The organism is Actinobacillus porcitonsillarum (genome assembly GCF_003101015.1).
GTDB classification, from domain to species: domain Bacteria; phylum Pseudomonadota; class Gammaproteobacteria; order Enterobacterales; family Pasteurellaceae; genus Haemophilus_A; species Haemophilus_A porcitonsillarum.
In genome coordinates, this window is record NZ_CP029206.1 from 406,703 (window position 1) to 422,604 (window position 15,902).

Annotated in this window: 14 protein-coding genes; all 14 read right to left on the reverse strand. The window is 40.5% G+C overall.

From position 1 onward, the window contains the following. Position 1 precedes the first annotated feature (1 nt). Positions 2-2,749: a M16 family metallopeptidase gene (locus DDU33_RS02060; protein WP_108922840.1), complete on the reverse strand. Its 2,748-nt coding sequence runs from the start codon at positions 2,747-2,749 to the stop codon at positions 2-4. A 117-nt stretch (positions 2,750-2,866) separates the two neighbouring features. Continuing rightward, positions 2,867-5,380: a TonB-dependent receptor plug domain-containing protein gene (locus DDU33_RS02065; protein WP_108922842.1), complete on the reverse strand. Its 2,514-nt coding sequence runs from the start codon at positions 5,378-5,380 to the stop codon at positions 2,867-2,869. Between the two features lie 11 nt (positions 5,381-5,391). Then, positions 5,392-7,323, reverse strand: coding sequence for a hypothetical protein (locus DDU33_RS02070; RefSeq protein WP_108922844.1), 1,932 nt, complete (start codon positions 7,321-7,323; stop codon positions 5,392-5,394). Between the two features lie 21 nt (positions 7,324-7,344). Further along, the gene (locus DDU33_RS02075) at positions 7,345-8,799 is read right to left on the reverse strand and encodes a surface lipoprotein assembly modifier (protein WP_108922846.1); all 1,455 of its coding nucleotides are present in this window, start codon (positions 8,797-8,799) and stop codon (positions 7,345-7,347) included. A gap of 158 nt (positions 8,800-8,957) precedes the next feature. Beyond that, on the reverse strand, positions 8,958-10,616 hold the full coding sequence (locus DDU33_RS02080; protein WP_108922848.1) for a phospho-sugar mutase: 1,659 nt from the start codon (positions 10,614-10,616) through the stop codon (positions 8,958-8,960). Positions 10,617-10,793: 177 nt separating this feature from the next. After that, on the reverse strand, positions 10,794-11,177 hold the full coding sequence (gene rplQ, locus DDU33_RS02085; RefSeq protein WP_005818715.1) for a 50S ribosomal protein L17: 384 nt from the start codon (positions 11,175-11,177) through the stop codon (positions 10,794-10,796). Positions 11,178-11,212: 35 nt separating this feature from the next. After that, on the reverse strand, positions 11,213-12,202 hold the full coding sequence (locus DDU33_RS02090; protein ID WP_108922850.1) for a DNA-directed RNA polymerase subunit alpha: 990 nt from the start codon (positions 12,200-12,202) through the stop codon (positions 11,213-11,215). A gap of 63 nt (positions 12,203-12,265) precedes the next feature. After that, positions 12,266-12,892 carry a 30S ribosomal protein S4 gene (gene rpsD / locus DDU33_RS02095; protein WP_005705947.1) on the reverse strand — a complete coding sequence of 209 codons (627 nt, stop codon included), beginning with the start codon at positions 12,890-12,892 and terminating at the stop codon, positions 12,266-12,268. A gap of 28 nt (positions 12,893-12,920) precedes the next feature. Then, entirely contained in the window at positions 12,921-13,310 is a 390-nt protein-coding gene (gene rpsK, locus DDU33_RS02100; RefSeq protein WP_005705959.1) for a 30S ribosomal protein S11, read from the reverse strand. Positions 13,311-13,326: 16 nt separating this feature from the next. Next, positions 13,327-13,683 carry a 30S ribosomal protein S13 gene (gene rpsM, locus DDU33_RS02105; protein ID WP_005599322.1) on the reverse strand — a complete coding sequence of 119 codons (357 nt, stop codon included), beginning with the start codon at positions 13,681-13,683 and terminating at the stop codon, positions 13,327-13,329. A 134-nt stretch (positions 13,684-13,817) separates the two neighbouring features. Then, a complete protein-coding gene (gene rpmJ / locus DDU33_RS02110; protein WP_005705974.1) occupies positions 13,818-13,931 on the reverse strand; it encodes a 50S ribosomal protein L36 in 114 nt (37 codons plus the stop codon). Between the two features lie 22 nt (positions 13,932-13,953). Further along, positions 13,954-15,279, reverse strand: a complete 1,326-nt coding sequence (gene secY / locus DDU33_RS02115; protein WP_005818711.1) for a preprotein translocase subunit SecY — start codon at positions 15,277-15,279, stop codon at positions 13,954-13,956. 3 nt (positions 15,280-15,282) lie between these two features. Next, positions 15,283-15,717, reverse strand: a complete 435-nt coding sequence (rplO, locus tag DDU33_RS02120) for a 50S ribosomal protein L15 (protein WP_005818709.1) — start codon at positions 15,715-15,717, stop codon at positions 15,283-15,285. A 4-nt stretch (positions 15,718-15,721) separates the two neighbouring features. Next, a complete protein-coding gene (gene rpmD, locus DDU33_RS02125; protein WP_005599315.1) occupies positions 15,722-15,901 on the reverse strand; it encodes a 50S ribosomal protein L30 in 180 nt (59 codons plus the stop codon). Between the last annotated feature and the right edge of the window lies 1 nt (position 15,902).

Consider the following 15,902-nt stretch of genomic DNA (forward strand, 5'->3'; position numbering starts at 1 on the left):
CTTAAGGAGTAGTCTTCGGCATCGTAATAAACACCTTGTCATTCTCTACGTTATAAATTTGCCCTGCGATAGCTTTAGCTTTCTCTAATGTAATCTCATCTGCGAGTGATTGCATCTCGGTGAGATAACGCGGATCACCAAATTGTGTTTCACTTAATACTAAGCGAGAAAGCCACGTTCTGGCATCTTTCAAACGCTCCTGCTCCGCTTTAACAAATGTATTTCTAGTCTGTTTAAGCTCTTCTTCGCTAATTTGATTTGGTAAATCCAGTAACACTTGGCGAGCTTGTTCAATGAGTTTATCCGCCATTTCAGGGTTAGTAACAAAACTGAGTTCTGTTTCAATTCGCTGTGTTTCAGGGTTTAATGTACTCTCAAAACGTAAGCTATAGACACCCAGTTGTTGATCTCGCAAGCGATTTTTGAGCTTGTTACTAGCGATGTTTTTCACTAAAGCCACCAACATTGCATCTTTGCCTTGCCACTGATGCGGCGTGAAGCTCCATAAACGTACATCTGATCGTGGCTCAGGGTTCATTGCAAATTTTGCTTCGTCTTTGCCGGCTAAGGCGAGTTGTTGGGTTGAAGTAAGAGCTTGCTTGCGTGGTAGATCTGCCAAGAAGTTGCTTACCAGCGTTTTCATCTCTGCTTCGTTCATATCATTAACAAAGTAGAAGGTAGTGGGGGCAACCACCATTTTTGCCCATTCGTCATTAAGCATCTGTTCAGTAAGCGAACTCAATGAGGCTTTGTTAGGTAAAAGGTTATTCACTTCTTCAAGGTTAAAACGTAACAGTGAAAGTGCTTTTAATCGCTCTGTCTCATCACTCTTTTGACTTTGCAGATCAATAGTGCGAGCGATCGCTTCTTTCGCTTCATCTAAGCCATCTTTGACTTTCGTTTCCGTTTGATAGGCATAATATAAACGCAATAAATCCGCCAATTTGCTGTTTTCTACCGAGCCGTCAAAAGTCAGCTTGGTTGCGGTTTGATTGATTGAAAGATTTACTTTCTTCTGCTCTTTCCAATGTTTCAGCTGTTCAACCTCCCAATCAAGCGGTGCATTTTGGGCAATAAGTTGCGAAGCGATTTGTGCTTGCCAAGGTTGTATCCCCTGTGCTTTAAAGCCTGCGGAATTTTGCGCAAGGAAAAGCGTACGATCTTTGGCTAATGGCGATTTCAGCCATACTACCTTATCACAATTGGATAAGATCCAATGTTTGACATTTTGTGCGTTAAAATCGACCGCTTGTTCGATCTTGCCTTTGCCTGAAACCGTATTCAGCGACATCGGTACAATCTCTTTGGCTTTTTGTGGCTCAGTAATCTCTGCTTTTTCCACCTCTGCTTTGAGCTGATTAACCATCGCTTCAGTAATCGGTTCGATCTCGGTTTTTCGTGGAGGCTGATAATTGACTAAGCGATCTTTGGCTGAGAACCAATCTGAAATACGCTGATTGACTTCCGCCACGGTGATTTTTTGCAACATTGGTTCGGTAAGTTTGGCAATTTCAGGTTGAGTGAGATAAGGCTTATCAACGAGTACCGTTTCTACCATCACCTGTACCCATTTAGCAAACTCACGATCCCCATCGTGTTTTTTGGCATTTTCAATTTGGGCAAAAATCAGATCTTTCTGCTTATTCAGCTCTTCTTCCGTGATCGGATAACGTTTAATCCGCTCAATTTCGCTGAAAATCTGCTTTAAACCTAATTGATGCGAAGTCGGCTCAACACTGGCAAACAAACCAAGTACCACGGTATTACGCCCAATATCTGCTTTTCGAACCACTACCGCAGAAACACCTTTTGGCAAGGTTTCTGACTGGTTACGCAGGCGTTGTGTAAGTAAAGCAAGGGCAAGGCGATCCACTAAGCGAGCATAACGCCCTGCTTCTGTTTGTTCACGATGTTTGCTTTCATCAAAACGGAACACATAGGCAATTTGGCTCACGCCACTGCGTTCATCTTGAATTTTATTGATCAGCAAGCGATCACTTAATTTCGGTTCGAGATAATCACGCTTCGGCAAGGTTTTCGCTTTCACATTGCCAAAATAGCGTTGAATCGCCTGTTTTGCCTGTGTGGGTTGCACATCGCCCACTAGCAATAGATGCATATTATTCGGTACATACCAACGTTGGTAGAACTGTTGCAGTTGAGTAGCCGGCATTGATTGAATGCTCTCGGAAGTGCCAATCACACGATGGCGAGTATAGCGAGAGTCGGCTCGCACGGCGGCGGTTCGTTGTTCGTTCATTGTTGCCCCAACACCCAAGCCTTGTCGCCACTCTTCCATAATGATTTTACGTTCATCATCAAGATCTTGTTGAGTAAGTTTGGCGTGGAAGACCATTTGAGAAAGGGCTTCAAAGCTCTGATCTAAACTTGCAACAGTCGGTGGAGTGAGCATATAAGTGGTGCTATCTACCGTGGTAACCGCATTGTAATTTCTTGCTCGAACCCATTTTTGACTGTGTAAGTAAGGCATTAGTCCATTCGGATAGGCTTCTGTACCACGAAAGACTAAATGCTCCACCATATGAGCCACGCCTGCTTGGTCATCATTTTCATCAACGCTACCCGCATTAACTCGCAAACGTATTTCAATATGCCCTTTTTCATCGTGTAACGGCAAAATGGTATATTTAAATCCATTCGCTAATTGCCCCAAAATAGGCTCACTCTTTTCTGCATAGCTGAATGTCGGTATTGCCAACAAAATCAATGCTTTTAAGATAAAACGCATTTTCTCCCCTAAAAATAAAAATGCTCTCGCCCGAAATAGGCGAGAGAAAATTGATAGTAAGCGGTTAAATTTGTGCTATTTTTTGCAAAATTTGCTGTAAATTAAACCGCTTGTAACTTACCAGTTATAGCTTGCACCAAGCCAGAAGTTACGCCCTTGTTTATACACTGAAGTACCACTACTTGATTTGGATAATGCTTTTTTGTTTAGCACATTATTCACATCAAGTGTGATTTCAAAAAACTGATTTTGGAATGTCGGTTGTGTATAGGTAAAACGCCAATCCACGTTAAACATACTGCCCGTTTCTAGATCTTCATATAACGTGGCATTACCAATATAGTCGCCACAGATTGAAGCGTATCGCCCACCCGTATATGCACCATTACACGCAATTTCGCTATCTGAAGTACGCTGTTTTTTACCTCTGGTATAGCTAAAACTCTGATCCCAAGAAAGATTTAAACTTGGGAATGATGTATGTAAATTTGCGGTAGCAGACCAAGGGGTATTGAAATCAGACGGTGGCAAATCAACCGCATCAATTAACTGGTTATTGTAGATAGCTTTCTGATTGGCATAAGCTGATGTGTCATACCACTTATTATTCGTTTTCTGACGACTAATACGAACGCCTACATCCCAACCAATCGTTGCATGTTTAAATTGATGCTCTTTTACTGGGGAAACAGATAATGTAAAGGTGTCATTTTTTGACCAACCATTATTATTTAGCACACGATATGCCGAACCATCAACCACTCGAAGATCGCTAGATAATTGATCTCGGCTATTACGATGTACCCATTTGAAAGTCCATTTTGTTCCATATAACTTTTGCGATAAACCTAATACTTGTTCATCGCTGTATGGTGTTTTGACTTTCGTCATCAGATATTTGGTTGGTGCATTTGAGATATTAGCCACTTCCCAATCGCTCAATGAGCCATCGCTATTTAAGGTACGAGTTTCTCTGTTTGCTTCGCCAATGCCTTGACGTAGTTTAAATGCCAACATTGATCGACCATAATAGCGGTTTATCCCCCCAAATAGCGTCGTGTCGCCATTACCCCAAATATCGTACGAAGCAGAAATACGATGTGCTAAATTCGTATTCCCTAAGAATTGGTTATGATTTAAATGAGCCCCTAACGAGAGTTCAAGGCGTTTCCATTTTATTGTGTCTTCTAAATAGGCCGCATAATCATTATCGTTGGCGTGTACGCTTTTAGCCGAGTAAACATTGCGACTATTGGCATATTGATCGCCACTAATACAAGCTGATGCAGTACCACAAATAATATTGGTATTTTTGGTATAGTAGTAAAGAGCATTGGTATTATCTCGTTGATATTTCGCTTTCGATAAATTTGCGTTCCAACCAAAAATAACTTTATGCTCCATATTCGCCCAGTCGAATGGTGTTAAGCTATAGTCTTGTTTTACCGTATAGATTTCATTTTGGGTATAAACCTTACCATAACCACCATATTGGGAATAAGTGCCATTACTTGTCCAGTTGAGATTATCAGACGACATAAAACGGTGATAATTTTCTTCATCATAATCAATGGTATCGCCCGTTTTCTTATAGCCGAGATAGCTCTTCATTTGACCCCAGTCAAAGCGTTTTTCCCATTCTAAATTTGCTTGAATACCGCCACCAACCGAAGTATATGAGCTATTTTCGGTATTAGAACGGAATAATTTTGCACTATGAGGCGAATAAATGACCGTACCACGCCATAAGTCGCCATTTTCAGGCAAATACACACCACGCAATAAATAGGTTTCGTTGGTGCGTTTTTGCTGTGTCGCAATTGGTTGATCCAAATTTGCGGTATAACGCATTGTAGAATGTGCGTAGTCAATTTTTGATTGATTTTTCTTATAAGAGAAGAGAATCGCAAAATTATCCGCTAATTTTTCACTGGCGTGTAAACCAAACGTTTGTTTGACAAAACGAGGGTGGAAATCAAGGCGTGTTGCTTTATTAAACGCTTCTTCTCGACCTTCTTGAATATAAAAATGCGTCCAATCATCACGTGTGGTGCGGTAATAAATTTTACCCGTACGGCGTTCAAAACTTGGATCTTTCAATTCGGCATTGATCACACCGCCCGTGAAATTCCCGTATTTTGCCGAGATATTGCTATCAAAGGCTTCTACGCTTTTCAATAAGCTAGCATCAATCCACATTGATTGGGTATTCCCATTCGGTAAATCATACGGGTTTGAGCCTATCGGCTCACCATTACGTTCAATGTTACCGCTTGGGTTAATGTTATCGTTGTTCGACATACCATCTAAAATGAAGTTATTGCCGTAATATTTTTCACCGTGAAACGACACTTCATTCGGGCGAATTTCCCCTGCGTTGGTGGAAAGATCAGCATTGTTTGAAAAGCGAACATTCGGGTTTGATTTCAATAAATCCGTAATCCCACCATTTTTGGTTGGTCGGCGTTTAATCTGTTCTTCGGTAATTTTCTGTGTACCGATTTGTTGGCTAAACGAAGAGCCTGACACAATCACTTCATCTAATTGTTCAACGGTATTTTCAGCGTAAGCAGGATAAGAGAGTGCTAACATTACGCTTGTGTATAATAAAGAATGCTTATATTTAGTCATCTTGCTTCTCCTTATTTTGCCCCTGCAAATGCACCTTGAATAGATGTGGCTTTTTCTGTGCTATCGGTTTCAAATGTCCCGACTACTTCTCCAGCTTTTGAACCCACAAACACACCTTTGTAAGTGCCTAATCCTGCGTTATGCTGGCTAAAATCGGCAACACCATTAAAACCGACAACGCCATTATTCACACTGATATTACCCTCTTTTAAGCCAACAAATTCCGTGGTTTTGCTTACCCCTTTTGAATTTACCGTGGTTTGATATACCGAACCTGATACTTTGTCGTCATTCACTGTTAGAGTGAAATCACGCGTTAATACAGCCGGACCATTCGTGCGAGAATAAGATGCTTTACCTGTATAAGTCGCATTGGTTACCGCCGCTCTGTCTGTGGTTAAATCACTCTCTTTAGCTAATGCGACAAAGGAATTGGTTGGGTTTACGCCGTCTGCATCATAAGTTTCACGCAATACCGCATAGCTTGAGTAGGCTTGGTTATAATTCACCACCACAGAACCTCTTTCTACATCTTTATGACAAGTTGAAGACTTACTATTTGCACAAGAAGCCGGGGCATTTGTTCCTGTTTTTTGCACTTGAGCAAGCAGTGCTTCACGTTTAGTTTGGTCTAGGTAGTCTTGCACAATGGAATCTTCACGGTTATATGAAGCAGCTGTTGTGGCTTCTTTTTCACGAGCCACTCGAACATTTAACGCTTCATTCGCTTTGGTTAAATTCGCTTCCGCTTGGCTAACTAATGTTTGAAGCTGATCTGCAGCTGCTTGGGCTACGGTTGCATCCGCTGTTGCAGCACTTGAGATTGCTGCTGCATTTTTAGCAGTATCTGCTGCTGCTTGGGCAGAAGTTGCGGCTGTTTTTAAGCTTTCTAATGATGTCGCAACGGGTGCTAATGCAGCTTGCACCGCTTTGGCAGAAGTTGCTGATGTTGCTGTGTTTGTCGCAGTGGTAATACCGTTTGAAATGGATGTGGCTTCTGTTAATTGTGCTTCCGCATTTTGACGAGCCACTGCAGCATCGCTATTTGCTTTTGCGATTTTTGCGGCTTCTTCTCGGGCAATCCCCTCTTCTTTTGCTAATAATTCTGATGCAACCGTATTCGCTTGATTTGCTGCGGTTTGTGCGGCAGTTGCAGCTTCTTGTGCCTGTTGAGCCAGTTGTGCAATCGTTGTTGAATTGCTTGCTTCAGTTGCTTTCTTAGCTGCTTCATTTGCTGCAGTAAGTGCGTTATTCGCCGCTTGCTGTGCTTCTGCCGCCGCTTTTAATGCTTCCACTGATGAGGTTGCATTTTGTGCCGCTGCCAATGCTTGTTTTGCCTGTGTTAATTGTGCTTGTGCTGTCGTTAATTGGGCATTTACCGCTGTTTCTACACTTGCGATACGAGCCGCTTCTTCAGCTTCCGCTTTAGCAAGCTTATCTTTCTCTATGGCAACATCAAAAGCGTTGTTTGCTTGAGCTTGGATTTCGGTTATTTCAGTATAAATTGCATCAACTTTTGCTTTCATTTCGGCAATCTGTTGCACATCACTTTCTGCTGTTGAAGAAATTTTAGACGCACTCGAAACATAACTTGGTGTAGAGCTTGCGATATAAGCAATCTCTGCAACCGCTGTTGTAACTGTAGTAAGTGCATCGTTGATTTTTGCACTGATATCAAAGATCTCACCTGCTGAATCAGTCGATAATACTTCGGCTAATGCCGCTTTTGCATCGGCTAATGCTTGCTCTGCTTTATCTAAGTGTTCTTGAGCAGAGGTTTTATTGGTTTCAATCGTGGTTACTGCAATTTTTTGTCTATTTTCTTCAACAGAAATCCCCGGTTGCGCTCCACTACCACCCGATGAGCAAGCCGCTACACCTAATGACATCAATACCGCAACGGCGGTATTCAAAACACGTTTGTTTAAAATTTGTTTGTGCATAAAATTACCTAAGGTTAAAAGTTAAAAGGCTTTCTCAAATAAAAACGTGATACTTTTATCCGAGTAAGAGTGAAGTGTTGAAAAATTACTACGTTGTTTTTTCCAACGATAATGAAGTTTTGGCGTAATGCCGAAAATATGCCAATCTCGTTTCCAAGCGGTCACATTTAGCTGATAAATTTCATCTTCTCGTTTTTTATCAAAATGAAATACCGAGCCGAGTGAAAAATTATCTTTATATTGACGTTTTGATACAGAAAGGCTGATACGAGAAGAAATTCCCCATAACCATTCTTGCCCCCAACCTAAACGCACCGTGGTTAAGTCATAACCATAGCGGCGAATGGCGGTACGCTCTTGGATATAATCTATCCCTGTATAGAAAAAATAGCGTGGTGTTGGTCGCCAAAGTAATGTGCCTGACGCTAATTTACTTGTGCCATTTAGATTCGGATTCTCCGCATAAAAATTGCGACCATATTCCAATGCCGTTGAAATCTGCCAATTTGGATTTAGCCAGCGGTTAAATTCTGCTCGTCCCCCAACGGTTCGTTTATAACGGTGATTGCTATACCATTGCTGTTCATAAAAAGGCAACAACGCTACTCGCTGGCGTTCTGTTTTATAGGTATAACCTAAGTACAAGCGATTAGTGATTTCATCAAAATCGTGATTATCCCAATAGCTTTTCCCATATAGATTATTTTCAATATGAAGATAATGCGAGCCGCTTAAATTAAAGTCTCGAGTGAGATCCAAAGCGTAGTTAACACCATTTGCCTTTTGGGGCAACATTGATGGATTTTTCTTGAAAGGTGTATTTTCAATATAGTGATCGCTTGATGCATTATTTACATTGGTTTCTCGTAAATAACTCGCACTGAAAGAAATCTGCCAACGATTGCGATTTTTTAAAGCCTGTTGGTATTGTTGGATAAGTAAAGCAATATCTTGCGGAAGAGCCTGATCGCTCAATGCCTTTTCAAACTGCTCACGAGCGGCATTGTCTTGCTGAATCGTAAAAAGTGAAATCGCCAGTTGAATTCGCACGGGGGTAAGCTCTGGGCGGATAGCAAGAATGTCTCGATATAAACGAATAGCATCATCATAACGCTGTTGCTTCTTGGCTAATTGTGCTTCGGCAAAAGTCACTAAAATAGTATCGAAATGAGAAAATTGGCGGTAAATTGGTAATAAATACTGAATAAGCGAAATATTTCCCGTTTCAATCGCTTGATTTAAAAGGTATTCTGTTAATGATTTATCTTGCCTTAATTGTTGTTCTGAAACAGTAATTTGCTCAGGGGAAGAGTTATTTGTGTCGGGTAATTCTGGCGTTCTCTCCAACGGTTTGGCAACTTCTACACTCTTTTCTGGGATTACTTGATGATTGGCATAAGCAGGCAATCCAAAGGAACTTAATAAAACAGTATAAGAAAGGATTAATTTTGAGGTACAACGTTTGAATTTACTCATTCCTTGAAAAACACTTATCTTCACACAGAACTTCACGGTAAATTCATCATATCATATTCGCCACAATTATCAATGATAATAATTCTTAACACTATTTGGTATAGACTTCAAAAAAAACACCGCCTCATAAGCGGTGTTTTTTGACTTAAATTTTGCAATTAGCAATCTTGACTGCCATATTGTTCTTGACGAAGAATTGCACGCACGCTTTCATCAAACTGTGCTAAAACTTCTTCTGCATTTTTCGGATCAGTGCCACGCGCATCTAAGTAGAATTTGATTTTCGGTTCTGTACCTGATGGACGAGCGATTAAACGGCTACCGTTTTCAAGCACAAACACTAAAATATCGCTTTGGCGATCTGTTTTCGTATGGTCTAAGAAAGTCGCCACTTTAAAACCACCCACTTCACTTGGTGGGTTATTGCGTAATGCGGTCATTAACTTACCAATCGCAGATAAATCGCTTACACGGATAGAAATTTGACCGCTTACATAAGCACCAAATTCTTTTGTGAAATCATCTGCATAGTCAGCCAACGTTTTACCTTGTTTTTTAAGGTAACGAACTAAGTCTAAGAACATAATTGCCGCAGAAATACCGTCTTTATCACGCACTTTATCCGGATCGACTAAGTAACCTAATGCCTCTTCGAAACCGAATAATAAGCCATCAACTTTACCGATATATTTAAAGCCTGTGAGCGTTTCTTCTGACTCAAAACCATATTTCTTCGCAATTTCTGCTAACGCTGGAGAGGAAACTAATGAGCAAGCTAATACACCTTTTTTACCTTGAGCATGATATTGTTTCGCTAAATACCAACCTAAGAAACAACCAATCACGTTGCCGTGAAGTACTTTCCAATTACCTTGAGCATCAGGCAATGCAACGGCTAGACGGTCTGCATCAGGGTCATTTGCGATAATGAATTCTGCATTTTTCTCTTTAGCTACTTTAATTGCTAAATCTAGCGCCCCTTTCTCTTCCGGGTTCGGGAAGTTTACCGTTGGGAATGTGCCGTCCGGCCATACTTGTTCAGCAACGATAGAGGGTTGCGGTAAACCGGCTTTGGCTAATGTCTTGCTTAATACTTCATAACCTACGCCGTGCATTGCCGTATAAACATAGTTAATATCAACTTGTGGCTCTTTAGCGAGGCTTGCTGTTTTTGCAATATAGGCATCAACAATTTCATCATCTAATACAGTGTAATTTTGACTGCGTGGTAAGTCTTTGATACTGCCTTGAGCGACTTTATCAATGCAAGCCGCAATTTCTTGGTCTGCTGGCGAGACAATTTGACCACCGCCGTTTGCTTTACCTAAATAGACTTTATAGCCGTTATCTTCAGGTGGGTTATGGCTTGCTGTAACCATCACACCTGCGGTAGTGTCAAAGTACTTGATTGCATAGGCAAGCACTGGCGTTGGTAATTTTCTTGGAAGAAGGTAAGTTTTAATGCCTGCTGCTGCCATAATTTCTGCAGTATCACGTGCAAACACATCTGAATTTTTACGTCCATCATAACCTAACACGATAGATGGCTCTTTGTCATAGCTTTTGAGAAATTCTGCTAAACCACCCGCTGCTTGAGCGACAAGCACTCGGTTCATACCCATTGAACCTGCTTGTAAGCGGCCACGTAAGCCTGCCGTACCGAATTGTAAGCGGCCATCAAAACGGCTCGCTAATTCAGCTTGAGCTTTCGCATCATTTGCTTTTGCTTGCGAAATTAATTGCTCTAACTCTGCACGAGTTTCTAAATCAGGATCTTGATTTAACCAATTTTGGGCGACTTGAAAGAGAGTTTCCATAGTGCATATTCCTTTTATGAAAATAAACAATAAACGTTCATAGACTAACGGAAAAGCGGTCAAATTTAAATGATTATTTGCGAAAATTTGGTGGTTATTTGATATGAATAAAAGACAAACGATTGCAATAAAAAAAGAAAAGAAAAAAGCCCGATAACTATCGGGCTTTTATGGAGATTATTCCGCAGCTGCTTCTGCAACTTCTGGGCGATCTACTAACTCAATGTATGCCATTGGAGCATTGTCACCTGCACGGAAACCACATTTTAAGATACGAGTATAACCACCCGCACGTTGTGCAAAACGTGGACCTAATTCATTGAATAATTTAGCAACTGTTTCAACGTTGCGAGTACGAGCAAAAGCTAAGCGACGATTTGCAACGCTGTCTTCTTTTGCTAAAGTAATTAATGGTTCAACTACACGACGTAACTCTTTTGCTTTAGGCAAAGTTGTTTTAATGATTTCATGTTCAACTAAAGAACTTGCCATATTGCGGAACATCGCTTGGCGATGGCTGCTGTTACGGTTTAATTGACGTCCACTCTTACGATGGCGCATAACCTATTCCTTCTTAGAAAATCTAATACCTAAAATTAGTCTTCAGCAATACTTGCTGGAGGCCAATTCTCAAGGCGCATACCCAGTGATAAGCCACGAGAAGCAAGCACGTCTTTAATCTCTGTAAGTGATTTCTTACCAAGATTAGGCGTTTTTAATAACTCAACTTCTGTACGCTGTACTAAATCACCGATATAGTGAATTGTCTCTGCTTTCAAACAGTTAGCAGAACGTACTGTTAATTCTAGGTCATCAACCGGACGAAGTAAAATTGGATCAAACTCTGGTTTTTCTTCTTTCACTTCTGGCTGACGAACATCACGCAAATCAACAAATGCGTCTAACTGTTCAGCTAAAATCGTTGCAGCACGACGGATGGCTTCTTCCGGATCAATCGTTCCGTTTGTTTCCATCTCAATAATGAGTTTGTCTAAGTCTGTACGTTGTTCTACACGCGCTGCTTCAACATTGTAAGCAATACGGTCCACTGGACTAAAACGTGCATCAACAAGTAAACGACCAATAGGACGATCATCATCTTGAGCATGTACACGAGCAGATGCTGGTACATAACCACGACCACGTTGTACACGAATACGCATATTGATAGACGCATTCTTATCTGTCAAATGACAAATCACGTGGTCAGGATTTACAATCTCAACATCACCATCATGTGTAATGTCGCCTGCAGTCACAGGGCCAATTCCAGATTTGTTAAGTGTCAAAACAACATCATCTTTGCTTTGCACTTTTACCGCTAGACCTTTAAGGTTTAACAATACTTCAAGAATATCTTCTTGTACGCCTTCTTTGCTGCTGTATTCATGTAATACACCATCAATTTCAACTTCAGTTACGGCACAACCTGGCATTGACGAAAGTAAAATGCGACGAAGTGCGTTACCTAATGTATGTCCGAAACCACGTTCTAACGGCTCTAGGGTCACTTTTGCGTGAGTTGAACTAATTTGTTCAATATTCACTAAGTGCGGCTTTAAAAATTCTGTCACAGAACCCTGCATTTTATCCTCTCTTTGTTTTTAAGCTTACTAATACTAAATAATATAATGTTAAGAAATTAACTATTATTTAGAGTAAAGCTCAACGATCAGATGTTCATTGATGTCTGCTGATAAGTCAGAGCGTTCAGGAGTACGTTTAAATACACCTTCCATTTTAGTTGCATCAACTTCTAACCAAGTTGGTTTTTCACGTTGAGTAGCTAATTCTAATGATGCTTTAATACGTGCTTGTTTTTTAGATTTTTCACGAACAGCAACTACATCATCAACAGAAACTTGGAATGAAGGAATATTTACTACACGACCATTTACTACGATAGATTTGTGGCTCACAAGCTGACGTGCTTCAGCACGAGTTGCAGCAAAACCCATACGGTAAACTACGTTGTCTAAACGACCTTCTAATAATACTAATAAGTTCTCACCGGTATTACCTTTTAAGCGGTTAGCTTCTTTGTAATAATTACGGAATTGACGCTCTAAGATACCATAGATACGGCGAACTTTTTGTTTTTCACGTAACTGACTACCGTAGTCAGATAAACGTGGCTTACGAGCACCGTGTTGACCTGGTGCTACATCAAGTCTATTTCTACATTTTGATTCAATCGCACGAACGCCTGATTTTAAGAATAAATCAGTACCTTCACGACGGCTTAGCTTGAGTTTAGGACCCAAATATCTTGCCATTTTCTTTCTCCAATTATTCTAACGTCAATTATACGCGACGTTTTTTCGGTGGACGACAACCGTTATGAGGAATCGGAGTCACATCTGTAATGTTCGTGATACGGAAACCTGCTGCATTTAATGCACGGATTGTTGATTCACGACCTGGACCCGGACCTTTAACCATAACTTCCAAATTCTTTAAACCAAACTCTTTAACCATTTCTGCACAACGCTCTGCAGCAACTTGAGCAGCGAATGGAGTTGATTTACGAGAACCACGGAAACCTGAACCACCTGCTGTAGCCCAAGCTAAAGCGTTACCTTGACGGTCAGTGATGGTTACGATTGTGTTATTGAAAGATGCGTGGATATGAGCTACGCCATCTGCAATCTGTTTTTTAACGCGCTTACGTGCGCGAACTGGTGTTTTAGCCATTATTTATCTACTCCGATTATTTTTTGATCGGTTTGCGTGGACCCTTACGAGTACGCGCATTAGTCTTAGTACGTTGACCACGTACTGGTAAACTACGACGATGACGTAAACCACGGTAGCAACCTAGGTCTAAAAGACGTTTGATGCTTAAAGTTACTTCACGACGTAAATCACCTTCGACAGTAAATTTACCAACTTCTTCACGCAGTTTTTCAATCTGCTCTTCAGACAATTCTCTGATCTTTACATCTTCAGCAATACCCGTTGCAGCACAGATTGCTTTAGCACGAGTTTTACCGATACCGTAAATTGCAGTTAATGCGATTACAGTGTGTTTTTGATCAGGAATGTTAATGCCTGCAATACGGGCCACTATGCACTCCTATTTTTAAAGTTTATTGATATGCTGATCTTGAAAAGCCCGTTTCAGGATACTCAAACAGCATATCAGGACGAATGAGCTGAGTAGTATACCTACTCAGCGGGTTCTTTGCAAGAAATATACGATTAACCTTGACGTTGTTTATGTTTAGGGTCGCTACAAATTACGCGAACAACGCCTTCACGTTTAACAACTTTACAGTTACGGCACATTCTTTTAACTGAAGCACGAACTTTCATTGCTTATCCTTTTTCTAAGGGCTTATTGCCCTAAGCCTTTCAAATTGGCTTTCTTCAACACAGAATCATATTGTAATGACATCATATGACTTTGTACCTGTGCGATGAAATCCATAATAACTACCACTACGATCAGTAAAGACGTTCCACCTAATTGGAATGGTACTTTCCATAGTGATGTAATGATATAAGGAACCAAACAAACAAAAGTAATATATAACGCACCGATTAAGGTTAAACGCGTCATTACTTTATCGATATAACGAGATGTTTGTTCGCCTGGTCTATAACCTGGTACAAACGCACCTGATTTCTTTAGATTATCCGCTGTATCTCGTGGATTATACTGCATTCCAGTATAAAAGAAAGCAAAGAAAATCACAGCCATCGTAAATAATACGATATATAAAGGCTGTCCTGGCTGTAGTAACTGAGATAAATCAAATAACCATTCAAATCCTTCGCTACTTTGACCAAACCACTGCGTAATACTTGCAGGGAATAAAATGATACTAGATGCAAAGATTGCAGGAATAACGCCTGCCATATTCACTTTTAATGGTAAATGAGATGTTCTTGCAGGTGCCATCATTCTACCTTGTTGGCGACTTGCATAGTGTACTACAATTCTTCTTTGTCCACGTTCAACAAAGACAACGAAATATGTTACTGCAAAAGCAATGACTGCTATTAATAATAACACAAGGAAAGAAATCTCACCTTGTCTTGCTTCTTCAATCGTTTGTCCAATCGTTGCTGGAAGATCTGCAACAATACCGGCAAAGATAATTAAAGAAATACCGTTACCAATCCCACGCTCAGTAATCTGTTCACCTAACCACATAAGGAACATCGTTCCTGTTACCAAACTAATTACTGCTGTGATATAGAATAGCATATTTGGATTAGGCACTAATCCAGATAGCATATTAGGAAGGGCTACGGAAATACCAATAGATTGAATAAATGCTAGTAACAATGTTGCATAGCGAGTATATTTGCTAATTTTACGACGTCCAGCCTCGCCTTCTTTTTTCAATTCAGCAAGAGGTGGATGAATGGCAGTCAATAATTGAATAATAATTGATGCCGAAATATAAGGCATAATACCTAACGCAAATATAGACGCTCGGCTTAATGCACCACCAGAGAACATGTTAAACATATCAATGATGGTGCCTTGTTGTTGTCGAACTAACTCGGATAAAACAGAAGCATCAATGCCAGGAACAGGTATAAAAGAACCGATTCGGAAAACGATTAACGCACCTAAAACAAACAATAATCTTGATTTAAGCTCGCCAGTTCCTTTTTGTGTACTACCTTGGTACCCTGGTTGCTTTGCCATTTATTATTCCTCGATAGAACCACCAGCAGCTTCGATAGCAGCTTTAGCACCTTTAGTTACACCTAAGCCTTTAACTTTAACCGCTTTTTCAATTTTACCTGCTAAAATTACTTTTGCAGATAAGATATCTTTAGTGATTACGTTAGCTGCTTTTAAAGCTTCTAAAGTTACAACATCGCCATCTACTTTTGCTAAGTCGTTTAAACGAATTTCAGCTACGTGTAATGCTTTAAGAGAAGTAAAACCAAATTTTGGTAAACGACGGTATAAAGGCATTTGACCACCCTCGAAACCACGACGAACACCGCCGCCTGTACGAGATTTTTGACCTTTATGACCACGACCACCAGTTTTACCTAAACCAGAACCAATACCGCGACCTAAACGTTTAGCGCTGTGCTTAGCACCTTCAGCTGGAGAAAGAGTATTTAAACGCATTCTATTACTCCTCCACTTTAACCATATATGACACTTGATTAATCATACCGCGTACTGCTGGAGTATCGATTAATTCAACTGTATGACGAATATGACGAAGACCTAAGCCTTTTAACGTTGCTTTATGTTTCGGTAAACGAGCGATAGAGCTACGAGTTTGAGTTACTTTAATTGTTTTTGCCATA